Raw genomic sequence first — 25,366 nt, 5'->3', positions numbered from 1 at the left:
GCGTCGCCCGCCGCCATTCCGGAGAGCACCCGTCCGAGTCCGTGCGTAGGGAGAAATCCTGAGCACAAACGCTTGAAAATTGTGGACAACGCTCCCCACGGGTAGCGCCGCGGAGAGCGGGACCCTATTCTCCACCGATGCATTCCGGCTTCGTTCCGCTTCGGGTCTTTTCGTCCTTCACCATGCTGGAGGGCGCGATCGAGCCGAAGGCAATCGCCAAGCGCGCCAAGGAGCTGGGTTTTCCGGCGGTGGCGGTGGCGGATCGCAACGGACTCTATGCCTCGATGAGCTTCGGCGATGCCTGCATCAAGGCCGGCGTCCAGCCGATCATCGGCACGCTGCTCGCGGTGAAGCGGCCCGACATGCCCGACGGCGTCGCCGCGCCGATCGACTGGCTGGCGCTCTATGCGCAGGACGAGGCGGGCTATCTCAACCTGTGCGACCTGGTCTCGATGGCGCATCTCGATCGCCCGGTCGAGGAAGACGCGCACATCCCGTTTGCGGCGCTGGAAGGCCGCACCGATGGGCTGCTCTGCCTGACGGCGGGGCGCGAGGGCGCGCTGGCGCGGCTCTATGCCGAGCAGCAGGACAGCGCCGCCGATTCCTATGCCCGCCGGCTCGAGTCGCTGTTCCCCGAACGGCTCTATATCGAGATCGTCCGTCGGCTCGACGAGATCGAAGGCAAGGCGGAGCCGCGGCTGCTCGACCTCGCCTATGACCGTGGCCTGCCGCTGGTCGCGACCAACCCGAGCTGCTTCGCCGAAGAGACCTTCTACGAGGCGCATGACGCGATGCTGTGCATCGCCAACTCGTCGTACATCGCCTCGGACGATCGCCCGCGCTCCTCGCCTGACGCCTGGATGAAGCCGGCGACCGAGATGCGCAACCTGTTCGCCGACCTGCCCGAAGGCATCGCCAACACGCTCGTTGTCGCCCAGCGCTGCGCCTATGCCGCGCCCAAGCGCAAGCCGATCCTGCCCAGCCTCGCCGGCGACCGCGAGGGTGAGGCGAAGATGCTGCGCGAGCTGAGCTGGCAGGGCCTCGACGCGCGGCTGGAAAAGGCCGGCATCACCGGCGCCGAAGCCCGCAAGCCCTATGAGGACCGGCTTGAGTTCGAGCTCGACGTCATCATCCAGATGGGCTTCCCCGGCTATTTCCTGATCGTCGCCGACTTCATCCAATGGGCGAAGGCGCACGACATTCCGGTCGGCCCGGGCCGCGGCTCGGGCGCGGGCTCGGTCGTCGCCTGGGTGCTGACGATCACCGATCTCGATCCGCTCAAGCTCGGCCTGCTCTTCGAGCGCTTCCTCAATCCCGAGCGCGTGTCGATGCCCGACTTCGACATCGACTTCTGCGAAACGCGGCGCGGCGAAGTGATCCGCTACGTTCAGCAGAAATACGGCGCCGATCACGTCGCGCAGATCATCACCTTCGGTACGATGAAGGCGCGCGCGGTGATCAAGAGCGTCGGCCGCGTGCTGCAGATGAGCTATGGTCAGGTCGATCGCCTCGCCAAGCAGATCCCCAATCACCCGACCGATCCCTGGACGCTGTCGCGCACGCTGAACGGGGTGAGCGAGTTCCTCGCCGAATATGAGGCACATCGCGAGATCCGGAACCTCGTCGATCTCTCGATGCAGCTCGAGGGGCTTCCCAGCCACTCCTCGACGCACGCCGCCGGCGTGGTGATCGGCGATCGTCCGCTCGCCCAGCTCGTGCCGCTCTACCGCGATCCGCGCTCGGACATGCCGGTCACCCAGTTCGACATGAAATATGTCGAGGGTGCCGGGCTGGTGAAGTTCGACTTTCTCGGCCTGAAGACGCTGTCGGTGCTCAAGAAGGCCGTCGAGCTGCTCGCGGACCGCGGCATCGACGTCGATCTCGACACGCTGACCTGGGACGACACCGAAGTCTACGACCTGCTTCAGCGTGGCGACACGGTGGGTGTGTTCCAGCTCGAATCGGAGGGCATGCGGCGCACGCTGACCGCGGTGCGCCCGACCAATTTCGGCGACATCATCGCGCTCGTCTCGCTCTATCGCCCGGGCCCGATGGACAACATCCCGAGCTTCGGCCACCGCAAGGGCGGGCGCGAGGAGATCGTCTATCCGCACGACCTGCTCGAGCCGATCCTGAACGAGACCTACGGCATCTTCGTCTATCAGGAACAGGTGATGCAGGCCGCCCAGATCCTGGCGGGCTACAGCCTCGGCGGCGCAGACATGCTGCGCCGCGCGATGGGCAAGAAGATCAAGGCGGAGATGGACGCCCAGCGCGAGACCTTCGTGAAGGGCTGCGCCGAGCATAACGGCATCAAGCCAGCCAAGGCCAACGAGCTGTTCGACTTGATCGACAAGTTCGCCGGCTATGGCTTCAACAAGTCGCACGCCGCCGCCTATGCGCTGCTCGCCTATCAGACGGCGTGGCTGAAGGCGCATTATCCACACGAATTCTTCGCCGCCTCGATGGCGTACGACATCCACCAGACCGACAAGCTGGCGATCTTCGCCGACGACATGAAGCGCCTCGGCGTGAAGTGCCTTGGCCCCGAGATCAATTGCAGCGAAGGCGATTTCTTCGTCGAGAAGACCGAGGACGGGCTGGCGGTGCGCTATGCGCTGGGGGCGCTCAAGGGCGTGGGCGAGCGCGCGATGGAGCTGCTGGTCGAGGAGCGCGAGGAGCGGGGCAGCTTCAAGTCGCTCGACGACTTCGCCAAGCGCGTCGATCCGCGGCTGATCAACAAGCGCCAGGTCGAGACGCTGGCCGGCGCCGGGGCGTTCGACAGCCTCGACGACAATCGTGCGGGTGTGTTCGCCGCGGCGGAGACGATCCTCGCAGTGGCGCAGCGCACCTGGCAGAACAAGACCAGCGGGCAGGGCGGCCTGTTCGGCGAATCCGAGCCGAGCGGCGGCGCGATCCAGCTGCCGCAGAGCGCGCACTGGTCGCTGGCCGATCGGATCGGCGCCGAGCGCGACGCCTTCGGCTATTATTTCTCGGCGCACCCGCTCGACCGCTTCCAGCACCTCGCCAGGACCTTCGGCGCGCGCGAGATCGCGACTTTGGGCGAGATCGACATCCCGCCCGGCACTCGCGTCGGCGCGACGATCGCGGCGCTGATCGAGGATTGCCGCCCGCGCACCTCGGCGCGCGGCAACAAGTACATGATGGCGACGATCTCGGACAAATCGGCGCAGACCATCGCGACCTGTTTCGAGGACAGCGCCGTCCCCGACCTGGAGCGCTGCGCGCGCGAGGGCGGCTGCGCGGTGCTGACCGTCGAGCTCGACAAGCGCGCGGGGGAAGACACGCCGCGCGTCTCGATCAAGCGCGTGCAGAGCTTCGACAACCTGGCGAACACCGCGCGGCTGGTGCTCGACGTGGCGATCGACGACGTCCGCGCCATCCCGGTGCTGGCGGGCATCATCGGCGATCAGCGCGGCGGGCGCGGCGAGGTGCTGGTGCGCGTCGGCATCGCCGGCGGCGAGGCGGAGCTGGTGCTCGGCCGAGACTTCCGCCTGGACGGCGAGCTGCGCCAGAAGATCGAGAATGTCCCCGGCATCCGCTGGGCAACGCTGAAGAGTGCCGCGGCGAAGCTGGCCGAGGCGGCTTAGGAAGATCGTCATCCCGGCGAAAGCCGGGATCTCAGGCAATTGCGGGAAAGTGCCGCACGCGATCCCGGCTTTCGCCGGGACGACGGAATGGCTTCGACGCGCAACTCTCGACACCCCCGCACTCCCCGGTCTACGCTCTCGAAAAAGCGGTATGGAGAACCGGATGCTGGGCGGGATGCAGGATTTCGAACTGCGCGTGACGACGTTGCTCGATCATGCGGCACGCGAGCATTGGGGGCGCGAGATCGTCACCCGCTGGGCCGATGGCAGCGAGACGCGCACCACCTGGGCCGGGATCGCCCGCGATGCGAAGAAGCTGGCGCAGGCGCTCGAGCGGCTCGGGCTGAAGAAGGGCGACCGCGTCGCCACGCTGGCGATGAACCATGGCCGCCATCTCGTCGCCTGGTACGGCGCCGCCGGCATGGGCGGGCTGATCCACACGATCAATCCGCGCCTGTTCGACGACCAGCTGGTCTTCATCGCCAACCACGCCGAGGACAAGGTCCTCTTCTACGACCGCGCCTTCGCGCCGCTGGTCGAGCGATTGAAGCCGCACTGGACGACGATCGAGCATTATGTCTGCTTCGATCCCGGAACGGAGTCCGGGACAGGCACCGACGGCCCGGACGGGTTCGAGGCGCTGCTCGCGGCCGAGGACGGCAATTACGACTGGGTGACCGGCGACGAGCGCGAGCCCTGCATGATCTGCTACACCAGCGGCACCACCGGCAATCCCAAGGGTGTGGTCTATTCGCATCGCTCGACGATGATCCACGCGCTCGCCGAGCTGCAGCCCGACGTGTTCGATCTTTCCGCCCGCGCGGTGGCGATGCCGATCGTGCCGATGTTCCACGCGGTCGGCTGGGGCCTGCCCTGGGCCGGCGCGGCGGCAGGGATCAAGTTCGTCTTCTCCGCGGTCAACGATCCGCTGGTGCTGTGCGACCTGATGAACCGCGAGAAGGTGACGCACACCGCCGGCGTGCCCACCGTGTGGTTCGCGATGTTCCAGCACATGGACGCGACCGGCGCGGAGCCCAAATATCTCAAGATCGTCACCATCGGCGGCTCGGCCGCGCCGCGCGCGATGATCGAACGGCTGATGAAGATGGGCATAAGGGTAAACCATGCCTGGGGCATGACCGAGACCTCGCCGATCGGCACGATGGGCGCGCCCTCCTGGGACTGGGACGAGCTGAGCTTCGAGCAGCAGGTCGACCAGGTCACCAAGCAGGGCAAGGTGCCCTTCGGCGTCGAGCTGCGCGTGGTCGACGACGAGGGCGTGGTCCAGCCGCGTGACGGCAAGAGCTCGGGCCGGCTGCAGGTGCGCGGGCCGTGGATCGTCGAGCGCTATTTCAAGGCGGACGAACCCGCGGTCGATGCCGACAACTGGTTCGATACCGGCGACGTCGCCTTGCTCCATCCGGACGGCACGATGCAGATCACCGATCGCGCCAAGGATGTGATCAAGTCGGGCGGCGAGTGGATCAGCTCGGTCGATCTCGAGAATGCCGCGGTCGGCTGTCCCGGCGTGGCCGAGGCGGCGGCGATCGGCGTCCATCATCCGAAATGGGAGGAGCGGCCGATCCTGCTCGTCGTGCGCAAGCCCGGCAGCGACGTGACCGCCGAGCAGGTGCAGGCGCACCTCGCCCGGCATGTCGCCAAATGGTGGCTGCCCGACGAGGTCCATTTCGTCGACAGCCTGCCGCATACCGCCACCGGCAAGCTGCTCAAGACCGCGATCCGTGCCCAGTACAAGGACTTCAAGCTGGCGGCTGCCTAGCTGCGGGTTATCCCCACCCGCTGAGGCGGGTTCGCCCCGATGGCGCCGCCTCGCTCCCCGAGGTCTAACAGGCGGGCTTTTCGGGAGATCGTCATGTTCTACACAAGTCGACGGGCCGCAGCCTGGTGCGGTCTCGCGGCGCTGGTGCTCGCCGCGCCCGCGCTGGCGCAGGGCAAGAAGGCCGCCAAACCCGCTGCCGCGCCGGTGGTGGACACCGAGATCCAGGGCGCGCTTGGCCGCATGGCGAACGCGCTCAAGGCGATCGACAGCTTCGAGCTGCGCGCGGACATGACCACCGAGGAAGTGCTCGACAACGGGCAGAAGCTGCAAAGCTCCTCGGCGATGACCGCTTCGGTGCGCCGCCCGAACCGGCTGCAGGTCAATGTCGATTCCGAACGGCGCAACCGCCGCTTCTATTATGACGGCAAGCAGCTCACCATCTACGGCCCGGCGACGGGCTATTATGCCAGCGTTGCCGCACCGCCGACCACCTATGCGATGCTGCAGGCGGTCGCCGATCGCTTCGGCGTCGAGACGCCGATGGCCGACCTGATGATGTGGGGCGAGAGCGGCGTGCGGCTCGATGGGGTGACCAGCGCGGTCTATGCCGGCGCGGACCGGATCGGCGGCGAGGTCTGCGATCAATATGCCTTCCGCCAGCCCGGCACCGACTGGCAGCTGTGGATCCGCCGCGCCGATCCCGCGCTCCCCTGCAAGGTGGTGATCGTCAACACCGACGACCCCGCCCAGCCCCAGACCGACGCGGTGTTCAGCTGGACCCCGCGCAGCTTCACCGATGCGCAGTTCGCCTTCGTGCCGCCGGCCGACGCCAAGCGCATCGAGATCAGCCAGGCCATCGCCGCCAAGGGAGGCAAGCAATGAGCATCCTCATCCTCTTCGCCCCGATCACGCTGATGGCGGCGGGGCTTCCCCCCGCCAGCCCGGAAGCGCTGACGCAGCGCCGCGGCGGCGGCGCCGGCGCGCGGGGCGGCAGCGCCGCCGGCCGCCAGGTGCGCGGCGGCTCGCGGACCAGCATCAACCCGCCGGCGAACCGGGGCGGCGGCAACATCAATCGCGGCGGCAACGCGAATGGGAACCGCAACGCGAACGTCAATCGCAACGTCAACGTGAACAACAACGTCAACGTCAACCGGAACGTCAACGTGCACGGCGGCTATTATGGCGGGGGCGGCTGCTATGGCTGCGGCTGGGACGACCATGATTTCGCGCGCGGCGCCGCGGTGGGGCTCGCCACCGGCGCGGTGGTCGGTGCCGCGGTGGCGAGCAGCAACCACACGACCACCGTCGTGGTCTCGCCCGGCACCGTCGTCACGGCGCTGCCGGGGGGCTGCTCGGCCACGGTGGTGGGATCGGTGACCTACCAGCGCTGCGGATCGGTCTGGTACCAGCCGCAATTCGTCGGCTCGTCCGTGCAGTATATCGTCGTCGCCCAGCCATGAGATCGGTCGCCCCGGCCTTGTCCGCCGGGTCGACCGCCCGTCTCACATCGCAGCGAAGGCGGCGGTCACTTCGCCGGCCTTGGCGTCCTTGAACCGCGCGCAGTTGCGGATGCCCTCGACCGCGCGATCGAGCGACAGCGTGCTGCCGCCTTCGCCGCGCAGCTTGGCGTTCACCGTATCGGCCGCGGCAAGCGTGCACTGCGACTTGAACATCTGCGCCGAGCGGCCCGAGAAGATGCCGCCACCGCCGGTGCTCTTCGAGAACTCGTCGAAATGGGCGAGCATGTAGTCGAGCGCCGCGTCGCGGGTGTTCGGATTGTTCATGAAGGCGGCCGCCGCGAACAACCGCTCACGCGACGAATAGCGGGGATCGTTGAACTCGGTGAAATACCATTTCGCGACCTCTGCATTGTCCGACGAGGCGATGGCGCGGAACGCGGCCTGGCGCAGCCCGGGCACCTTGCCGGCCAGCGCCGCATCGGCGAGCGTCTTGGCGAAGGGCACGCCGCGATCCTCGACCGTCACGGCGAGCGCGAGCGGCGCGAAATCGCCGTCGAGCGCCTTGGTGTCACCGGCCAGCCAGGCATCGGCCGCCTGGGTGAGCTTGGCGCGCGTCGCGGCGTCATGACCGTCATCCGCCACGAAGCCGACCAGTTGCTCGCGCAGCTCCTGCGTATCGGCATCGTCGCCGTCATGCGCACCGGCCTTCGGATCGAAGCCGATCTTCGCCAGCATCGGGCCGTAGAGCTCGACGAACAGCTTGCGATAGCCGGGCAGCGCCGCCGGGCCGATCAGCCCGCGCTTGGCGAGGCCGGCGAGCCGCTCGCCATTGTCGAGCTGCATCTTGGTCTTCGGGTGCTGCGCCATCGCGCGGGACAGCGCGACAAGCTGCGGCACCTTGGCCTTGCCGGCATAGAAGCTCGCCCACAGGCTGTCGTCCACCGCCAGCGCCTCGCCGGTCGGCAGCTTCGGCGCGGCGTGGATCAGCGCGTCCCAGTCGGCGGGATCGAGGTCGAAGCGATAATAGCCCCAGCCGCCGGCATTGGGGACGATTGCGCCGGTGCCGTTCACCGTGACCGGTGCGCTCGGCGTGTCGAGCAGCATGCAGTTCTTGGCATCGCCCTGGCGGATGCAGAGCGGTACCACCCATTGCTGGGCCGGCGCGTTGGTGCCGAAATAGGCGAAGCGCTGCTGCGTCGCGGTCAGGCCGCCATTCTCGCGGTGGAAGGTCACGACCGGCACGCCCTGCTGGTCGACGAAGCTCTTCAGCGAGGCGAGCACGCGCGGATCGTGCGCGGCATCGGCCAGCGATCCGAAGAACTGCTCGGTCGAGGCGTTGCCATATTCATGGCGCTTCATGTGCAAGCGCACGCCGTCGCGGAACTTCTCATCGCCCATATAGGCCGCGATCATCCCGACGACCTGGCCGCCCTTGCCATAGGTGATCTGGTCGAACGCCGCATCGACATCGGCGTCGTTGGTGATGTGCTGGTGGATCGGGCGGCCGGCGACGAGCGCGTCGAGGTCCATCGCCTCGAAGCCTTCCGAGATCGCGTCGACGCCGATGTCCAGGTCCGGGCGCCATTCATTGCCGATCCGGTAGCCCATCCAGTTGGCGAAGCTCTCGTTCAGCCAGATATCGTCCCACCAGGCGGGGGTGACGAGATCGCCGAACCACTGGTGCGAAAGCTCGTGCGCCACGACCATGCCGAAGGTCTGCTTGGACGAGGTCGCGTCCTTCTCGTCGACGAACAGGATGCCGTCGCCATAGATGTCGGCGCCCGCATTCTCCATCGCGCCCGGCATCACCGGCGAGCCGATCTGGTCGAGCTTGGGGAAGGGGAAGGGCTGGCCGAAATATTTCTCGAGCAGCGCGACGATCGGCCCAGAATTGTCCGCGGCGAACTGCATCTGGTCCTTGTTCGGCTGGGTGCCGACGATGCGCAGCGGGAGCGGGGTCTTGCGCTCGGGCGTGGCGGCGACCTTGGTCTGCACCGTGGCGAACGGGCCGACGACGAAGGCGACCAGATAGGTCGGCAGCGGCTTGGTGGCGATGAAGCGGTGCTTCTCCAGCTTGCCGGCCTTGGTCGGCTTGCCCGTCTCGGGCGCGTTGCTGAGCGCGACGAAGCCCGGCTTGGTGGTGAGCGAGACGGTGAAGGGCGTCTTGTAGCCCGGCTCGTCGAAGCCCGGGAAGGCGGCGCGCGCGTCGATCGATTCGAACTGGGTCCAGGCATACCAGGTGCCCGCCACGTTGATCCGGTACGGGCCCGATGCGCCGCCGCCGAAGGGTGCGTCATAATCGAACTTCAGCGTGACCTTGCCCGGCTGCACGGTCTTGCCGAAGTCGAGCTGCGCCAGGCCATAGGGGCTCTTCTGGGTGAAGGTGACCGGGATGGCCTTGCCGCCCACGATCGCCACCGCCTTGGTCATGTTCAGCCCGCGGCCGTGCATCCACACGGTCTGCGCGGCCTTGTTCAGCTGCACGTCGATCTCGGTGTGGCCGCTGAAGCGCGGGTTCTCGGGGATGATCGTCAGGTCGAGCCGATAGGCGAGGGGCTTCACCGTATCGGGCAGCTTGCCGGTGGGCTGGGCGTCCTGGGCGAAGGCAGTGGCAGGCAGGGTAAGGGCGAGGGCAAAGGCAAGCGCGCGCATGGAGATTCCTTATCGTCTGGCGGTGGCGTAAGCCGCGCTTGCAAGGCGCGCAATCGGCGATCTGTGTCCCACCGCGCTACTGTATGTTTCCGGATTGTGTCGGACTCCGATTTGGCTATGGTGGCGGCATGGGCTCGGGGGGATGCAACACTCGAGGCCTCCGGGCGGCGTCTTTGATCCCTCTTTGCGCCGCCCGGCCCTATACTGGGGCCACCCGCTTCCCGACCGGTGGCACCCCTTTCCGCACATCGCCGATCAGCAGATCGCCCATTGCGCCTGCGTGCGGCTTGGCTATGGTAGCGCTATCATAAGATAAGCATGGGAGAGGGATGATGGGGCTGATCGCGCGCTTGGCTGTGCTGGTCCTGCTGCTGGGCGCCGCGGCGCCTCCGGGGGAGCGCTGGGTGACGGCCTGGGCCACCTCGCAGATGATCCCGGGCAGCAATGCCATTCCCAACGAGGACCTGAAGAACGCGACGCTGCGCCAGGTCGTGCGCATCCAGATCGCGGGCAACAAGCTGCGCGTCCGGCTCACCAATGCCTATGGCACCCAGTCGCTGCGGATCGGCGCGGCGACGATCGCCCGCGCGCCCGATCCCGCTTCGGCCCGGATCGATTCGGCCAGCCTGGTGCAGCTCCGCTTCGGCGGCGCGAAGAGCGTCGTGATCCCGGCGGGCGCGGACTATTGGTCCGACGCGGTCGCGCTGCCGGTGGCGGCGGGCGCGGACTTGGCGATCACCCTCTATCTCCCTGAGGCGCCAGCACAGCAGACCGGCCATCCGGGCTCGCGCGCCACCAGCTATATGGCCCATGGCGATCACAGCGGCGATGCCGACTTGCCGGGCGCCAAGACCGCCGAGCGCTGGATCCAGATCGGCGCGATCGAGACGGTTTCCGCCAGGGCTTCGGCGGTCGTGATCCTCGGCGACTCGATCACCGACGGCTATGGCGTCCCTGCCAACAGCAACAATCGCTGGACCGACGGGCTCCAGCGCCGCCTGCGCGCCACGCCGGCGCTGGCCGAGATGGCGGTGCTCAACGCCGGCATCGGCGGCAACCGGCTGCTCAATGACGGGCTCGGGCCCAATGCGATGGCGCGCTTCGATCGCGAGGTGCTGAGCTATCCCGGCGTCTCGCATCTCGTGATCTTCGAGGGCGTCAACGATCTCGGCGTGCTCACCCGCGACGCGCCGGCCACGCCCGAGGCACATGCCGCGCTGGTCGAGGGCATGATCGGTGCCTATCGCCAGATGGTCGCGCGCGCCCGTGCGCACGGGATCAAGGCGATCGGCGCGACGATCACGCCCTATGGCGGCTCGGGCTACTATCATCCGGACGCGCAGAACGAGACCGATCGCGCCGCGGTAAATGCCTGGATTCGCACGCCCGGCAACTTCGACGGGGTCATCGATTTCGATGCGGCCATGCGCGATCCGTCCGCACCGTCCAGATTGTCCAAGGCGTTCGACAATGACGGGCTCCACCCCTCGGTGGCCGGCTACCAGGCAATGGCCGATGCGGTGCCGCTGTCCTTGTTCTCGTCGGTGGTGACCGACAAGCGAAAGGTGACCGGTGCGTCCCCCGAACCCGCCCCGGCGATCGCCTTCACCTTCGACGACCTCACTGCCCATGCGCCGCTGCCGAACGGCTATACCCGGGTCGGCATCGCCGAGCAGATCATCGCGGCGCTGAAGGCCGGCGGGGCGCCGGCGATCGGCTTCCTCAACGGCGTCCAGCTCACCAACGAGCCCGCCTCGGCGCCGGTGCTCGACAAATGGCGGGCAGCAGGGCTGACGCTGGGCAATCACGGCTGGAGCCACGCCAATCTCGACCAGCTGAGCGACGCGCAATTCCTCAGCGAGCTCGAGAAGAACGAGCCGATACTCAAGGCAAAGGCGGGCGCCGCCGACTGGCACTGGTTCCGCTATCCGTTCCTCTCCGAGGCCGCCGCCAATCCCGAGCGCCGCGCCCGCATCCGCAAGCTGCTGGCGGATCGCGGCTACAAGGTCGCCACGGTGACGATGGATTTCTCCGACTGGGCCTATAACAACGCCTATGCCCGCTGCGTGGCGAAGGGCGATGCCGATGCGATCCTGGCGATGGAGCATGGCTGGCTCGGCACGGCCTCGGTCCAGGCCGATCGCGCGCGGGCGATGAGCAAGGCGCTCTATGGCCGCGACATTCCCTATGTGCTGCTGATGCACCTCGGCGCCTTCGATGCGCACATGCTGCCCCAGCTCCTCGCGATGTACCGCGAGAAGGGCTACCGCTTTGTCTCGATCGAAGAGGCGGGCAAGGATCCGTACTACGCCCCCGAAGTGAACCCCGCGCTCCCCCCGCAGCCCCAGGGGCTGAACGGCGCGATGGCGGCCAAGGGGCTTAAGGAGCCGCAGGCCCCGGCAATGCTGCCGCTCGACACGATGTGCATGTAAGCAGAATCCCTCTCCCCTCCGGGGAAAGGGTTGGGAGAGGGGCATGACGCAGCCTTCTCTCCCGCAGCTACTGGATTAAGGCACACTTCCCTCTTCCCGGAGGGGAGAGGGAGTCAAAAGAGCTCCCCCTGCGGTCCGCTCGGCGGGCGGAACAGGTCCGTCCGCAGCCGCAGCACTTCCTGGTCGAGTCCATAGCGCTTCGCCGCCATCCGGAACCGCGTGCGCAGCAGCTCGGCCCAGGGGCCGTGCCCGCGGAAACGCGTGTAGAAATTGGGATCGTTGTCCTTCCCTCCGCGGATCGACTGGATCGTCGCCATCACCTTGCTCGCGCGATCGGGGAAATGCGTGTCGAGCCAGGCGCGGAACAGCGGGGCGACTTCGTGCGGCAGCCGCACCGGCAGGAAGAAGGCCGTCCGCGCGCCCGCGGCGGCGGCACGCTCGAGGATATGCTCGATCTCGTGGTCGGTCACCTGCGGGATCACCGGCGCCAGCGAGACGAACACCGGCACGCCTGCATCTGCCAGCTGCCGCACCGCCTGCAGGCGCTTCTCGGGATGCGGCGCGCGCGGCTCCACCGTCATCGCGATCCTGGGATCGAGCGAGGTGATTGACAGCATCACCGCCGCCAGTCCTTTCCGGGCCATCGGCGCCAGGATGTCGAGGTCGCGCGTCACCCGGTTCGACTTGGTGGTGATCGTCAGCGGATGGTCGTGCTCGGCCAGCACCTCGATGCAGCCACGGGTGATTCGCCACTCCGCTTCGATCGGCTGATAGGGATCGGTGTTGGTCCCGAAGGCGATCGGCCGGCAGACATAGCCGCGCTTGCCGAGCTCGGCCCTGAGCAGCGTCGGCGCATCGGGCTTGGCGAAGAGCTTGCTCTCGAAATCGAGCCCCGGCGACAAATCGAGATAGGCGTGGGTCGGCCGCGCGAAGCAATAGATGCAGCCATGCTCGCAGCCGCGATAGGGATTGATCGAGCGATCGAAGGCGATGTCGGGCGACTGGTTGCGGGTGATGATCGTCCGCGCCCGCTCGACCGTGACCGAGGTACGCAGCGGGGGCGGGGCATCATCCAGCGCCGCGCGCATGTCGAGCCATTCCCCATCCGCCTCGCGCGCGGGCAGGTTGAAGCGGCTGCTCGCCTCGTTCAGCGTGGCGCCGCGCACGGGCCGATTCTTTGCCATTGCCAAAACCTAGGCGGCTCAATAGAACATAGCAAGAACATTGGAGGACATAATGGCACGGATCAGCTATCTCGAACTGCCGTCGAAGGACGTTGCCGGCACCTGCGATTTCTATGCGAAGGCGTTCGGCTGGGGCTTCACCGATTTCGGCCCGGACTATGCGGCGACGACCACCGGCGACACCGATCTCGGCATCAACGGCAGCACCGACCAGGCGATTGCGCTGCTCCTGCCGGTGATCGAGGTGCAGGACCTCGAGGCCGCGTTCGAGAGCGTGCAGGCATCGGGCGGCGAGATCACCGTGCCGATCTTCGCCTTTCCGGGCGGCCGCCGCTTCCATTTCCGGGACCCGGAAGGCAACGAGCTGGGCGTGTTCGTCAACGAACCCGAGTGATTGCGGCGCCGCGGCGGCGTGATAGGCTGGGCGCAAGGGGGAGTCCGATGCGCTTGATTGTCATGACCGCCGCGGTGGCGCTCGCCGGCTGGACGCTGCCTGCCGCCGCGCAGGACCGCGCGCCCTGCGGCAAGGAGCTGGTCTGTGCGAGCGATCCGCAGACGATATTGCAGGCGATGCGCGCGGCGCGGCTGGAGGCCAGCCTGGCCGCCGACGAGCATGGCGATCCCGTCATCAACGTCACCGGCCGGCCCTATCATTTCGACCTGTTCTTCTATGGCTGCGAGCAGCACCGGCACTGCGATTCGCTGCGCTTCGAAGTCAGCTTCGGCAAGGATGCACAGGCGACGGTGGCGCTCGCCAACAAATGGAATGCCGGGCATCGCTTCGTCACGGCGTCGGTGAAGGACAATGGCGCCTTCGTCCTCTCCTACGATATCGGCATGATCGGCGGCACGACGAAACGCAATTTCGCCGATACGCTCGATTGGTGGAACTCGATGCTGGGTGAATCGGCGGATTTCTTCGCCGCGGAATTGAAGGGGTAAAAGGGGGAATGATGCACAGGATGATGACGGCGGTCGCGCTGGTGGTGGCCGCATGGGCGGCGCCGGCGATGGCGCAGGACCAGATCGTGGACGTGAGCCAGCCAAGCGCATTTGCCGAGGTGATGCAGCAGGAGGGCTACAAGGCAGCGCTCAAGAAGAACAAGCAGGGCGAGACCTATCTCGAAAGCGCCGCTGGCGGCTCGACCTTCACGGTGAGCATTCTTCGAATGCAATCCGGTGAAGGGCTGCGATTCGGCGGAATTCTACGCCTGGTACAAGAAGAAGCCCTGGTTCGACGCGGCGCTCGCCAATCGCTGGAACGACAGCAAGCGTTTCCTGAAGATCTCGATCGACGATGAGGGCGACCTGGCGGTCACCCTGGACGTGTCGTTGAAAGGGAAGCTCACCTACACCAATCTCGCCGATATTATCGACTGGTGGAGCGTCACGACGGGCGAGCTCGACAAGTTCCTCGATGCGGAGGAAGCCAAGGCCGGCACCGTCGCCAAGGCGCCCGCCGCGGAGAAGAAATAACCGCTCAGCGCTCCTCGAGCCGCGGCAGCAGCTCGACGAAGTTGCAGGGCCTGTGACGGATGTCGAGCTGGCTCGCCAGGATGCCGTCCCAGGCATCGGTGACGGCGCCGGTCGAGCCCGGTAGCGCGAAGATATAGGTTCCGCGCGCCACCCCGGCGGTCGCGCGTGACTGGATCGTTGAGGTGCCGATCGACTGGTAGCTCAGCCAGCGGAACAGCTCGCCGAAGCCGGGGATTTCCTTGTCCCAGACGCGCGCCAGCGCCTCGGGGGTGACGTCGCGCCCGGTCACGCCGGTGCCGCCGGTGGTCAGCACCACTTCCACGCCGGCATCCTCGATCCAGGCGTGCAGCTGCGCGACGATCGCATCCGCATCGTCGCGCACGATCGTTCGCGCCGCCAGCACATGCCCGGCCGTCGCCAGCCGCTCGACCAGCCGGTCGCCCGAGCGATCGTCGGCAATCGTGCGCGTGTCCGATACCGTCAGCACCGCGATCCGCACCGGGCGGAACGCGATCGCCTCATCGGCTGCCATTGGGATCCTGATGGAAAGCGAGCTGCTTGACGCTGATCTTGACCGCCGTCGGCCCCTGCATGCCCGGGAATTTCGGCCACAGCCCCTGCGCCAGCGCATCGCGGCTCGCCGACTTGCGGCCTTCCTGGTTCTCGTACATCCAGTAGTTGCGCAGCACCGTCATCACATAGCCGCGCGTCTCCCAGTACGGGATGCTCTCGATATAGAGCAGCGGATCGCCGCCATCCTTGATCATCGCGTTCCAGTTGGCGACCGGGGTCGGGCCGGCATTGTACGACGCGATCACCTTGGGCAGCAGCCCGCCGGTAAAGGGCTGGTCGCGCAGCTGCTCGAGATAGGACTGGCCGATCTCCATGTTGACCGAAGGCTTGGTCAGGTCGCTGGCGGCATAGGTGATGCCGTTGCGCCGGCCGATGTCGATCGCCGCGCCGGTCTTCACCTGCATCAAGCCCATCGCGCCGGCGGCGCTGCGGATATCCGAATTGAAGCGCGATTCCTGCAGCGTGTGGGCGAACACCAGCGCCTTGTCGACGCGCCAGCCGCCCGCCGGTGTCCAGTTCGGTGCCGGATAGCGCGCCGCGGTCAGCGGCTGCACGCCCATCGGGCAGTTATGGGTGAGCCAGAGCTGGGTCGAGGGCAGGTCGAGCCGGCCGGCGAGGCGGGTCAGCGCGGCATGCTCGGCCGGGCTGCCCAGCTTGGCCTGGTAGCGCAGCACTTCGTCGGCCAGCGCATCCTCGTCGATCTCGACCAGCGCGGCGGCGACGCGCACGTTCGGGCGGCGCTCCAGCGCGCGCCAGTCCTCGGCGACGAACTTCTCGCCCTTGCTCGGCGCGTCCTGGATGCCGAGCGCCGACTTGGCGAGCAGGCCGTAGAAGGTCTCGCCATATTGAGTAGCGGCGCGCAGCTTGATCGCGACCTTTTCGGGTTGGCCGCACGCCATTTCGGCGCGCGAGCCCCAATAAAGCCCGGCGGAGCGCAGCTCGGTATCGGCGGCGCGCGTGGCGACGCGCTCGAAGGCGGCGGTGGCGCCGGCGCAATCCTGCTCGCGCCAGGCGGCGAGCCCGGCGACCCAATCGGCCTGCGGGGCCCAGTCGCCGATCCCGTCCTGCGCCTTGGCGGCGACGCGGCGGGCATTCTCGTCATCGCCCGCGGTATAATAGATCCAGGCGACCTTCTGCTGCCACTCGGTGCGCGCCTCGGGCGTCAGGTCGGCGTCGAACTGGGTGACCACGGCCTCGGCAGGCGCGCCTTGGTCGGCCTTGACGAAGGGCTGGATGGCAAGCGCGATCTCGGTCGCGGCGGCGTCGCTCTTGATCGAGCGCGCCCGCTGGCGGACGGGGGCGCCGTCCTGCCAGACCAGCCGCTGCGCGATCGGCAGGGCAGGGGTGTCGGTGGCGCCGCGGGTGCGGGCCATGCGGGTCAGCTGCTCGGCCTGGGGCAGCTCGGGCGCGTCGCTAATCAGCTGGACCAGCGGCGCCAACTCGACCTTGGGCGAATTCTTGGCGGTGTAGAGCTCGGCGCGAGCAATCGAATGCAGCGGGCCCGGCTTCATCGAATCGAGCTGGATCTGCGCATCCTGCCAGCGCTCGGCACGGATCGCGGCGAACACCTTGCGATAGCCGGCCTTCTGGTCGCTATCGAGCTGTTCGGGAATGCCGTCGCCGTCGCGCAGCGCGGGTGCGCCGGCGCCGTCTTCGGCGTGGGAGGTATTCGTGCCCGGCGCATCGGCATGGGCAGCGGCAGTAAGCGCCGTCGACGCGAGGAGCGCGGCGGCAAGCAGGATACGCATGGTCACAGGCTCCCCCGGGTCAACAGCAACAAATGTTTCCAGGCTTCGCTTTTGGCGGCGGGGCGCTCCAACAGGAAACGCGGGTGCAAGCTCGCCACCGCCTGCGTTTTGCCGCCGAAATGGTTAACATCGACTAAACCATTGGCGCCCGTTCCGTCGTTCGTCTCAGTTAGTACACGGCTCGCCGTTTGCCCTAGAATCAACAGCTTAGCGGGCTGGAGCAACTTGAGATGGTGCCGGGCGATCTCGATCAGCCGGCCTTCCTGGTCGGGGCTGATCCGCCCGGCGAGCGGGCGGGCAACGGCGAGCGACAGGAAATAGACCGAATCACGCGCGATTCCGGCGGCGGTCAGCATCCGCGAAAACAGCTTTCCGGCCTCGCCATCGGCCAGAAGTGCGTCATGATCGTCACTTTCCGGCATGTCGGTGAGCACGACGAGTTGCGCCTCGGCGGGGCCGCTCGGGCCGATCCGCGGGGTCATCCAGCTCGCTTCGGGAACCGTCTCGCCGCTGCGCCAGGCCGTGAAGGCGGCGAGCGTATCGGGCAGGCTCTCGGGCTGGGGCGACGTTACGGCAGCCTGTGCCGGTTGCACGACGACGGGCCGGGCGAGCCAGTCGCGCGCCTCGTCTTCCTGGAGTGTCTCGACCCCTGCATCGCGCCACCATTCGAGTGCGCTCGCAAGGGTTCGCCCCCAATCCGCTGTGTATTCGCCTCCCACCCGGGCACAGAGTCATGCCTTGACGGGCGGGTCAATCTGCCTTCATCGACCAAGGGACAGGGCGTTGCCAGCTTGCGACGACAAGCAGTGCGGCATGTGCCAGACCAAGACTAGAAGGATGCGATGATGAGCGAACGGGAGTCGATGCCCTATGACGTCGTGATCGTCGGGGCAGGGCCAGCGGGCCTGTCGGCGGCGATCCGGCTGAAGCAGTTGGCCGCGGAAGCGGGCAGCGAGCTGTCGGTGTGCATCCTCGAAAAGGGCTCCGAAGTCGGCGCCCACATCCTCTCCGGCGCGGTGATCGATCCCAAGGCGCTCGACGAGCTGCTGCCGAGCTGGCGCGAGGATGGCTGCCCGCTCGCCGCGACGCCGGTGACCGAGAATCACCACTGGGTGCTGAGCGAGAAGGGCAAGTCGAGCTTCCCCGAGTTCATCACCCCGCCGTTCCTCCACAACAAGGGCACCTATACCGGTAGCCTGGGCAATCTCTGCCGCTGGCTGGCGGGCAAGGCCGAGGAACTGGGCGTCGAGATCTTCCCGGGCTTCGCTGCGGCCGAGATCCTCTATCACGACAATGGCAGCGTGAAAGGCGTCGCCACCGGCGACATGGGCGTGGCGCGCGACGGCGAGCACAAGGGCGATTACCAGCCCGGCCTCGAGCTGCACGCCAAGTACACCTTCTTCGCCGAGGGCTGCCGCGGCCACCTGACCAAGCAGCTGATCCGCACTTTTGCGCTCGACAAGGGCAGCCAGCCGCAGATCTACGGCATCGGCATCAAGGAGCTGTGGGACATCGATCCGGCCCTCCACGTGCCGGGCCGCGTGATCCATACCCAGGGCTGGCCGCTGACCAAGGGCGCCAATGGCGGCGGCTTCCTCTATCACCAGGCGGACGGGCAGGTCGCGCTCGGCTTCGTCACCTGGCTCAACTACAAGAACCCGTATTTGTCTCCCTTCCAGGAGATGCAGCGCTGGAAGACGCACCCGGAGATCGCGGCGATCCTCAAGGGCGCCAAGCGCGTCTCCTACGGCGCGCGCGCGATCTCAGACGGTGGCTGGCAGGCGGTCCCCAAGCTGGTCGCGCCTGGCGCCGCGCTGATCGGCGATGCGGCGGGCTTCCTCAACGTGCCGCGCATCAAGGGCACGCACACATCGATGAAGAGCGGCATGATGGCCGCCGAGGCGGCGTTCGCCGCGGTCGGCGCCGGCCGCGAGGCGGACGAGCTGGCCGCCTATCCTGAGGCCTATGAGAAGAGCTGGGTCTACAAGGAGCTGCGCGGCGTCCGCAACGTGGCGCCTTTGGTCAAGAAGTTCGGCGACAAGTTCGGCACGATCCTCGCGGGCGCGGCGATGTGGAGCGAGCTGCTCGGCATCCGCTGGCCGTTCACGATGCAGCACAAGCCCGACAATGAGAGCCTGTGGCACGCGTCCGAGGCGCCGAAGATCGACTATCCCAAGCCCGACGGCGTGCTGACCTTCGATCGCCTCTCCTCGGTGTTCATCTCGAACACCAACCACGAGGAGGACCAGCCGGTCCATCTGACGCTCAAGGACCCCAGCGTACCGATCGACTACAATCTTCCGGTGTACGCCGAGCCGGCCCAGCGCTATTGCCCGGCAGGTGTCTATGAAGTTGTCGGCGAAGGCGACGATCTGCGCTTCCAGATCAACGCGCAGAATTGCGTGCACTGCAAGACGTGCGACATCAAGGATCCCACGCAGAACATCAACTGGGTGGTCCCTGAGGGCGGCGGCGGCCCCAATTATCCGAACATGTAGCCTGGCCTTCGCGCTGCTGGCGGCGCTGCCTGCCGGTGCGCAGCAGGCGGCGCCGCAAGTCGATCTGCGCGACTATGCCCGCACCCGCGCCGCCGATGCGGCGGGGGAGGCGGCGCTGGCCGCGGCCGGCTATGCCCGCGCGCTCGACGCGGTGCCCGACGACCAGATCCTGGCGATGCGCGCCTATCGCCAGGCGCTGGCGGCGGGGGACTATGCGCTCGCCGTGCGCGCCGCCGCGATCCTCTCCGCTGCCCGCGTCGCGCCGCCGGACGTCGACCTGCTGTCCTTCGCGGTCGCGCTGCATGGTGGCGACCGGCTCGGTGCCGACAAGGCACTCGAGCGCCTGTCGAGGGCGCAGCTCGATTTCCTCGTGCCGACGCTCGGCGCCTGGCTCGCCCGCGATCGCGGCGCGGATCCGCTGCCGCTGCTCGCCGCGGCGAAGGGCAATGCCTTGGCCGCGCCCTTTGCCGATCGCCACCGCATGCTGTTGCTGCTCGCCAGCGGCAAAGCGGACGCCGCGCCGGAGGTGTCCGCCGCCGACCAGGACACGCGCATCGACGCGGCGCTCGTGCTGCTCCGCTCGGGCCGCAAGGACAAGGCCGGGCCGCTGCTCGCCGGACTGGCCGGAGCGTCTAAAGCCTGGCGCAAGCGCGAGGCCAAGGCGGGCAGGCCCAACGCCACCTTCGGCGCCGCGCACCTGTTCCTCGGCCTCGCCAACGACCTGCGCGGCGCGGACATGGCGCCGCTCTCGATCCTGCTCACCCGCGCCGCGCTGCTGCTCGACCCGCAGGAAGACCGCGCCCGCCTGCTCCTTGCCGACGCGCTCTCGCGCAGCGGCGCGACCGATCTCGCCCTGCAGACGCTGGCGACCGTGCAGGCCGACGGGCCGTTCGCGCGCGGTGCCGTCGCCGGCCAGGTCGACACGCTCCGCCGCGCCGGCCGCCTGCCCGAGGCGCTGGCCCGTGCCGACTCGCTCGCCCGCTCGCCCGGCGCCACTGCCGAGGAAATCCGCGCGCAAGGCGGGCTGCTCTCCGAATCGGGCCGCTACGCCGATGCAGCCGCCGCCTATGCCCGCGCGCTCGACCGGGCCGGCGGCGCGGACTGGGAGCTCGAATATCTCCGCGGCGCTGCGCTAGATCGTGCCGGCAAATGGGACGAGGCGCTGCGCGTCCTCCGGCACGCGGTGCAACTCGGCCCCGACGAGCCCGAGGCGCTTGCCTGGCTCGGCAATGCCCAGGTCGAGCGCGGAGTCGACCTGCCCGGCGCCCAGGCGCTGCTCGAGCGTGCCCGCAAGCTCAAGCCCGACGACTCCGCGATCACCGATTCGCTCGGCCGTGCCTATTATGCTGGCGGCCAGCTCGACCGCGCGCTGCCGCTGCTCGAGGAAGCCGCGCGCGCCGATCCGGGCGGCACGCTGCCCAACGAGCATCTCGGCGACCTGTATTGGAAGCTCGGCCGTCGCATCGAGGCGCGCTATGCCTGGCGCGCGGCCGAGGTGAGCGCCGAGCCCGGCGACGCGGCGCGGCTACAGGCCAAGCTGGCGAACGGCCTGCAATGATCACCGAAGTCGCGAAGGCCAAGCTCAACCTGGCGCTGCACGTCCGCGCGCGCCGGCCGGACGGCTATCACGAACTCGAGACGCTGTTCGCCTTCGTCGAGCATGGCGACATCGTCACCGTCGCGCCCGCCGAGACCGACAGCTTCGCGCTGACCGGCCCCTTCGCCGGCGTGTTGCGCGGGGATGGCGACAATCTCGTCACGCGCGCTGCCCGGGCATTCCGGGACCAGTTTGGCGGCGGCGCGCATGCGATCAGCCTCGACAAGCGCTTGCCCGTCGCCTCGGGCATCGGCGGCGGCTCGGCCGATGCCGCGGCGACGCTGCGGGCGCTGGGCCGGCTGCATGACGTGGCGCTGGACGACATGTTCGCCCTCGCGGACCGCCTGGGCTCGGACGTGCCCGCCTGCCTCTATGGCGTCACCGCGATCGGGCGGGGCAGGGGCGAGCAGCTCGAGCCCGTCGCCGGCCTTTCCGGCGCGCCGGTGCTGCTGGTCAATCCGGGCGTCGCGGTCTCCACTGCCGAGGTATTCCGCCGCTGGGACGGAATCGATCGCGGTCCGCTGCCGGCCGATCCGCGCACGGGCCGCAACGATCTCGAGCCACCCGCCCGCGCGATCGCGCCGGTGATCGGCGAGGTGCTCGATGCGCTCGCCGCGCAGCCCGGGGCGGGGCTGGTTCGCATGTCCGGCTCGGGTGCGACCTGCTTCGCGCTGTTCGACAGCGCGGCGAGTCGCGATGCGGCGTGCGAGGTATTCGCTCGCCGGGGCTGGTGGGTTCTGCCTACGCGTCTCACTTAGCCGGAGAACAGAAGGGGAGAGGCGTGCAGATTAACCACCCTCGCAAACCGCTCCTTCGCAGATCCGGCATAGCATCATCCCCAGCGGATCGACTGCCGGGAGCACGACGTCCGTTGGTGGCGCGGGTGTGCGCGATTTGGCGCACCCCGCCCCATCCCCGAGGATAGCCGGCCCTTGACAGCGCGCCGCCATTCGGGCCGATCCGCGCGATGATTCAGCTCACGCGCACCGGCGCCGTCGCCACCATCGCGCTCGCCCGCCCCGAGGCGAAGAACGCGCTTCCTACCGCCGCCTGGCAGGCGCTTGCCGCCGCCGCCCGCGAGGTGGGAGACGCCCGTGCCGTGATCCTCCGCTCCGACGTGGCCGGCATCTTCTCCGCCGGCGCCGATATCCGCGAGTTCGAGCAGCTGCAGAACGACGTGGCGCTCCGCACGCAGTTCCGCGAGGCGATGCGCAACGGCATCGAGGCGGTCGCGGCGCTGCCCGTGCCTGTCGTCGCCGCAGTCGACGGCGGCTGCTTCGGCGCCGCGGTCGCGCTGATCCTCGCCGCCGATATCCGCATCGCCGGCGCCCAGGCGGACTTCGCCGTCACCCCCGCGCGCCTCGGCCTCGGCTATCCGCGCGAAGATGTCGCAAGGCTCGAGGCGCAGGTCGGCAAGGGCATGGCCTCGCTGCTGCTCTTCACCGGCGACAAGCTCCGCGCCGACGAAGCGCACAAGATCGGCTTGGTCGAGCTCAAGACCCGCAAGGCGATCGACACCGCCACCGCCATGGCGAACGCTATCGCCGGCAACGCACCCGAGGCGGTGAAGCTGCTCAAGCGCACGCTGCGCGGCGAGCAGACCGACCAGGGCTTCGAGGATGCGTTCGGCGGCGCCGAGCTTGCCGAGGGGCTCAACGCCTTCCGCGAACGGCGGAACCCGGCCTGGTGAGCGCCGCCGAGATCGTCGAGGGCGCGGCGCCGGATGTCCTGCTGCTGTGCGACCACGCCTCCAACGCGGTGCCGCCCGACATCGATCTCGGCATCGCGCCCGCGCTGCTCGACAACCATATCGCGATCGACATCGGCGCCGCCGCCGTCACCCGCGCGCTCGCCGCCCGGCTCGACTGCCCCGCGATCCTCGCCACCGTCTCGCGGCTGGTGATCGATCTCCACCGCGAGCCCGATCATGTCGGCCTGATCCCGCATCGCAGCGACGGCCATCTGATCCCCGGCAACGAGGTGGTCGACAAGCGCGCCCGCATCGCTCGCTTCCATGCGCCCTATCACCGCATCCTGCGCGACCAGGTCCGCGCCCGGCGCCCAAGGCTGATCCTCTCGATCCACAGCTTCACCCCTTGCCTCGAGCATGGCGGCACCGCACGCCCCTGGCAGGTCGGCATCCTCTACAACCGCGACACCCGCGCCGCGCATCCCGCCGTGCAGTTCTTCCGCGAGCGCGGCGTCGTCACCGGCGATAACGAGCCCTATTCGGGGCGGCTGCTCAACGCGACGCTCAACCGGCATGCCGAGGGGCAGGGCATTCCCTCGGTCGCGATCGAGATCCGCAATGACCTGATCCGCGATGATGCGGGGGTGGGCGAATGGGCGGCAACGCTGGCCGATCTGGCGCGGCATCTGCGGACCACGCTGTCTTGAGGTTCAATCGGCGCCACGTTTTCTGAACCTTCACCCGGCCTTGTGCCGGGGTCCACCGTGCCGCTCATTCTGCGCTCTCGCCTCCTATACATTGCCCATCTTCCTGGTGGACCCCGGCACAAGGCCGGGGTGACGACGGTGCAGGTACGAAGTGGCAATTTCCCACCTGCCACAAAAAGTTTGCGCAATAGTCTTGCGCAAAACGACCTTCTCGCGACATAGGCTTGCGCATCATGACCAGCCGATTCGATAAATCCAAGCTCCCCAGCCGCTACGTTTCCGTCGGCGTCGAGAGCGCTCCGCACCGCAGCTATTATTACGCCATGGGCCTCACCGAGGAGGAGATCGCCCGGCCGTTCGTCGGCATCGCCTCGGCGGGCAATGACAGCGCGCCCTGCAACACCACGCTCGACCAGCAGGCGGACTGGTGCCGCGCCGGCGTCAATGAAGCCGGCGGCATGCCGCGCCGCTTCAACACGATCACCGTGACCGACGGCATCGCGATGGGCCACCAGGGCATGAAGTCCTCGCTGGTCAGCCGCGAGGTCATCGCCGACTCGGTCGAGCTCTCGGTGCGCGGCCATTGCTATGACGCGCTCGTCACCTTTGCCGGCTGCGACAAGTCGCTCCCGGGCATGATGATGGCGATGCTCCGCCTCAACGTGCCGTCGATCTTCGTCTATGGCGGCTCGATCCTGCCCGGCCGCTTCCAGGAGCGCGACCTCACCGTGATCGACGTGTTCGAAGCGGTCGGCCGCTATTCCGCCGGCAAATGCCCGCTCTCCGAAGTCACGGCGATCGAGAAGGCGGCATGCCCGGGCCATGGCGCGTGCGGCGGCCAGTACACCGCCAACACCATGGCCTGCGTCGCCGAGGCGATCGGTTTGTCCTTGCCGAACAGCAATATGGCGCCGGCTCCTTATAAGTCGCGTGAAGAGATCGCCGTCGCCGCTGGCCGCCAGGTGATGGAGCTGATCGCGCAGAACATCCGCCCGCGCGACATCTGCACCCGCGAGGCGTTCGAGAACGCCGCGCGCATCGTCGCGGCGACCGGCGGCTCGACCAATGGCGCGCTCCACCTGCCGGCGATGGCGCACGAGGCCGGCATCGAGTTCGACCTGTTCGACGTCGCCGAGATCTTCAAGACCACGCCCTATATCGCCGATCTCAAGCCCGGCGGGCGTTACGTCGCGCGCGACATGCACGATGCCGGCGGCATCTACATGCTGATGAAGACGCTGGCGGCGGAGGGTTTCCTCCACCTCGATTGCCTCACCGTCACCGGCAAGAGCCTGGGCGAGAATATCGACCAGGTCACATGGAACCCCGACCAGAAGGTCATCTACGACGCCAAGACGCCGATCACCCCCACCGGCGGCGTGGTGGGGCTCAAGGGGTCGCTGGCGCCCGAGGGGGCGATCGTGAAGGTCGCGGGCATGCACCGCCTCCAGTTCACCGGCACCGCCAAGGTGTTCGAGCGCGAGGAGGACGCCTTCGCCGCGGTCGAGGCCAATGCGATCAAGGAAGGCACCGTCGTCGTCATCCGCTACGAAGGGCCCAAGGGCGGCCCGGGCATGCGCGAGATGCTGTCGACCACCGCGGCGCTCTATGGCCAGGGGCTGGGCGAGAAGGTCGCGCTGATCACCGATGGCCGCTTCTCGGGCGGCACCCGCGGCTTCTGCATCGGCCATGTCGGCCCCGAGGCGGCGGACGGCGGCCCGATCGCGCTGGTCGAGGATGGCGACGAGATCAGCATCGATGCCGAGGCCGGCACGGTCGATCTCAATGTGCCCGAGGACGTGCTCGCCGCGCGCCGCGCGCAGTGGGAGCCGCGGCGGAACGATTACCAGTCCGGCGCGCTGTGGCGCTTCTCGCAAAATGTCGGCCCTGCCTGTAAGGGGGCGGTCACGCACCCCGGAGCCAGCGCCGAAACCCATGTATTTGCCGATATCTGAACC

Annotated in this window: 20 protein-coding genes; 15 read left to right on the top strand and 5 right to left on the bottom strand. The window is 68.0% G+C overall.

The features are described from left to right. The first annotated feature begins 137 nt into the window (after nucleotides 1–137). The 4 genes from dnaE (at nucleotide 138) to ABLE38_RS18600 (ending at nucleotide 6,851) form a co-directional block, all read left to right on the top strand. On the top strand, nucleotides 138–3,611 hold the full coding sequence (dnaE, locus tag ABLE38_RS18615) for a DNA polymerase III subunit alpha (RefSeq protein WP_348975733.1): 3,474 nt from the start codon (nucleotides 138–140) through the stop codon (nucleotides 3,609–3,611). Nucleotides 3,612–3,774: 163 nt separating this feature from the next. After that, entirely contained in the window at nucleotides 3,775–5,391 is a 1,617-nt protein-coding gene (locus ABLE38_RS18610; RefSeq protein ID WP_348975732.1) for a long-chain fatty acid--CoA ligase, read from the top strand. A 93-nt stretch (nucleotides 5,392–5,484) separates the two neighbouring features. Further along, a complete protein-coding gene (locus tag ABLE38_RS18605; protein WP_348975731.1) occupies nucleotides 5,485–6,273 on the top strand; it encodes a DUF2092 domain-containing protein in 789 nt (262 codons plus the stop codon). Beyond that, complete coding sequence (locus ABLE38_RS18600) at nucleotides 6,270–6,851, top strand: hypothetical protein (RefSeq protein WP_348975730.1); 582 nt, start codon at nucleotides 6,270–6,272, stop codon at nucleotides 6,849–6,851. The genes ABLE38_RS18605 and ABLE38_RS18600 overlap by 4 nt, the downstream gene beginning before the upstream one ends. Before the next feature lie 42 nt (nucleotides 6,852–6,893). Here ABLE38_RS18600 and ABLE38_RS18595 read toward each other — a convergent pair whose 3' ends face one another. Further along, nucleotides 6,894–9,503: a M1 family metallopeptidase gene (locus ABLE38_RS18595; RefSeq protein ID WP_348975729.1), complete on the bottom strand. Its 2,610-nt coding sequence runs from the start codon at nucleotides 9,501–9,503 to the stop codon at nucleotides 6,894–6,896. A 329-nt stretch (nucleotides 9,504–9,832) separates the two neighbouring features. On the opposite strand from ABLE38_RS18595, the gene ABLE38_RS18590 reads away from it, so the two are divergent. Further along, nucleotides 9,833–11,935: a GDSL-type esterase/lipase family protein gene (locus ABLE38_RS18590; RefSeq protein WP_348975728.1), complete on the top strand. Its 2,103-nt coding sequence runs from the start codon at nucleotides 9,833–9,835 to the stop codon at nucleotides 11,933–11,935. A gap of 113 nt (nucleotides 11,936–12,048) precedes the next feature. Here ABLE38_RS18590 and ABLE38_RS18585 read toward each other — a convergent pair whose 3' ends face one another. After that, a complete protein-coding gene (locus tag ABLE38_RS18585; RefSeq protein ID WP_348975727.1) occupies nucleotides 12,049–13,119 on the bottom strand; it encodes a PA0069 family radical SAM protein in 1,071 nt (356 codons plus the stop codon). A gap of 52 nt (nucleotides 13,120–13,171) precedes the next feature. Between ABLE38_RS18585 and ABLE38_RS18580 the strand changes: the two genes are divergently transcribed. The 4 genes from ABLE38_RS18580 to ABLE38_RS18565 all read left to right on the top strand — a co-directional run bounded on the left by ABLE38_RS18580 (nucleotide 13,172) and on the right by ABLE38_RS18565 (nucleotide 14,595). Further along, complete coding sequence (locus ABLE38_RS18580) at nucleotides 13,172–13,513, top strand: VOC family protein (protein ID WP_348975726.1); 342 nt, start codon at nucleotides 13,172–13,174, stop codon at nucleotides 13,511–13,513. Nucleotides 13,514–13,560: 47 nt separating this feature from the next. Beyond that, nucleotides 13,561–14,061, top strand: a complete 501-nt coding sequence (locus ABLE38_RS18575; RefSeq protein WP_348975725.1) for a YbjN domain-containing protein — start codon at nucleotides 13,561–13,563, stop codon at nucleotides 14,059–14,061. Between the two features lie 68 nt (nucleotides 14,062–14,129). Beyond that, nucleotides 14,130–14,420, top strand: coding sequence for a hypothetical protein (locus tag ABLE38_RS18570; RefSeq protein WP_348975724.1), 291 nt, complete (start codon nucleotides 14,130–14,132; stop codon nucleotides 14,418–14,420). Continuing rightward, nucleotides 14,398–14,595, top strand: a complete 198-nt coding sequence (locus ABLE38_RS18565; protein WP_348975856.1) for a hypothetical protein — start codon at nucleotides 14,398–14,400, stop codon at nucleotides 14,593–14,595. The genes ABLE38_RS18570 and ABLE38_RS18565 overlap by 23 nt, the downstream gene beginning before the upstream one ends. 4 nt (nucleotides 14,596–14,599) lie before the next feature. Here ABLE38_RS18565 and moaB read toward each other — a convergent pair whose 3' ends face one another. The 3 genes from moaB to ABLE38_RS18550 are packed head-to-tail and all read right to left on the bottom strand — an operon-like array spanning nucleotide 14,600 to nucleotide 17,635. Then, on the bottom strand, nucleotides 14,600–15,127 hold the full coding sequence (gene moaB / locus ABLE38_RS18560; RefSeq protein ID WP_348975723.1) for a molybdenum cofactor biosynthesis protein B: 528 nt from the start codon (nucleotides 15,125–15,127) through the stop codon (nucleotides 14,600–14,602). Beyond that, nucleotides 15,114–16,916, bottom strand: a complete 1,803-nt coding sequence (locus tag ABLE38_RS18555; protein ID WP_348975722.1) for a lytic transglycosylase domain-containing protein — start codon at nucleotides 16,914–16,916, stop codon at nucleotides 15,114–15,116. The genes moaB and ABLE38_RS18555 overlap by 14 nt, the downstream gene beginning before the upstream one ends. A gap of 2 nt (nucleotides 16,917–16,918) precedes the next feature. Next, nucleotides 16,919–17,635: a uracil-DNA glycosylase family protein gene (locus ABLE38_RS18550; protein ID WP_348975721.1), complete on the bottom strand. Its 717-nt coding sequence runs from the start codon at nucleotides 17,633–17,635 to the stop codon at nucleotides 16,919–16,921. 126 nt (nucleotides 17,636–17,761) lie between these two features. On the opposite strand from ABLE38_RS18550, the gene ABLE38_RS18545 reads away from it, so the two are divergent. From ABLE38_RS18545 to ilvD, 6 genes are all read left to right on the top strand, one after another. Then, nucleotides 17,762–19,414, top strand: a complete 1,653-nt coding sequence (locus tag ABLE38_RS18545) for an electron transfer flavoprotein-ubiquinone oxidoreductase (RefSeq protein ID WP_348975720.1) — start codon at nucleotides 17,762–17,764, stop codon at nucleotides 19,412–19,414. Between the two features lie 175 nt (nucleotides 19,415–19,589). Continuing rightward, nucleotides 19,590–20,972, top strand: coding sequence for a tetratricopeptide repeat protein (locus ABLE38_RS18540; protein WP_348975855.1), 1,383 nt, complete (start codon nucleotides 19,590–19,592; stop codon nucleotides 20,970–20,972). Beyond that, nucleotides 20,969–21,769 carry a 4-(cytidine 5'-diphospho)-2-C-methyl-D-erythritol kinase gene (locus ABLE38_RS18535; RefSeq protein ID WP_348975719.1) on the top strand — a complete coding sequence of 267 codons (801 nt, stop codon included), beginning with the start codon at nucleotides 20,969–20,971 and terminating at the stop codon, nucleotides 21,767–21,769. Before ABLE38_RS18540 ends, ABLE38_RS18535 begins: the two co-directional genes overlap by 4 nt. Nucleotides 21,770–21,978: 209 nt before the next feature. Beyond that, nucleotides 21,979–22,701 (top strand): enoyl-CoA hydratase/isomerase family protein, encoded by a 723-nt coding sequence (locus ABLE38_RS18530; RefSeq protein WP_348975718.1) that lies wholly within the window; start codon nucleotides 21,979–21,981, stop codon nucleotides 22,699–22,701. Continuing rightward, nucleotides 22,698–23,408 carry an N-formylglutamate amidohydrolase gene (locus tag ABLE38_RS18525; protein WP_348975717.1) on the top strand — a complete coding sequence of 237 codons (711 nt, stop codon included), beginning with the start codon at nucleotides 22,698–22,700 and terminating at the stop codon, nucleotides 23,406–23,408. Before ABLE38_RS18530 ends, ABLE38_RS18525 begins: the two co-directional genes overlap by 4 nt. A 233-nt stretch (nucleotides 23,409–23,641) precedes the next feature. Then, a complete protein-coding gene (gene ilvD / locus ABLE38_RS18520; protein ID WP_348975716.1) occupies nucleotides 23,642–25,363 on the top strand; it encodes a dihydroxy-acid dehydratase in 1,722 nt (573 codons plus the stop codon). Nucleotides 25,364–25,366: the final 3 nt, after the last annotated feature.

Source organism: Sphingomonas sp. KR3-1, from assembly GCF_040049295.1.
GTDB lineage: Bacteria > Pseudomonadota > Alphaproteobacteria > Sphingomonadales > Sphingomonadaceae > Sphingomonas.
Note: the sequence above shows the minus strand (reverse complement) of the source record. Positions and strands in the feature narration are given on the sequence as shown.